Genomic DNA, 537 nt, shown 5'->3' with positions numbered 1-537 from the left:
CATCATGTTCCCTAATCAGAGTCCTTCTGTCTTTAGCCGCCAAAATCGTTAGAGGAATCTTATGACTGAGCAGATTGAAAATCGGATTGTTGAACGGTTGAAGGAAGGCTTAGGCGAGATCGTTCGAGAAGTTAAATCCTACGGCGGTGAGCTTGATGGAGATGATCTCTTTAATACGATTCGTGCTATGCCCTCAATTTGGGTGACATATGCCGGCGCATCGCTTGAAGCGCGATCTACTTCAAGAAGTCGCTACTTGGAAGAGCATCGCTTTGTTACGATGATTGCCGTTCAATCAGTCAGATCAGAAGAATCAGCCCGCAAAGGCGGCGCTTATAAGTATGAGATCGGCACTTACAATCTAATTAAAGCAGTGCGTTATCTCCTCACCAATCAGACATTAGGCGGCATTGTCTATCGAGGATTAAAGCCTACCGGCATCCGTTCTCTCTTCAATCATTACATTGTGCAACGCAATGCGCTCTCTGTTTTTGCGATTGAATGGAGTGCGGTAGTTGATAACTCACAGCTTTTGGA

Annotated in this window: 1 protein-coding gene; it reads left to right on the top strand. The window is 45.4% G+C overall.

Annotated features, from left to right (window positions below):
* Window positions 1–61 precede the first annotated feature (61 nt).
* Window positions 62–537: DUF1834 family protein (locus FK529_RS20975; RefSeq protein ID WP_146564369.1), on the top strand; the 476-nt coding region annotated here is incomplete at its 3' end.

Origin of the sequence: Tsukamurella asaccharolytica (assembly GCF_007858435.1) — a bacterium.
Lineage (GTDB): Bacteria > Actinomycetota > Actinomycetes > Mycobacteriales > Mycobacteriaceae > Tsukamurella > Tsukamurella asaccharolytica.
This window is presented reverse-complemented; position numbering and strand designations above follow the sequence as displayed.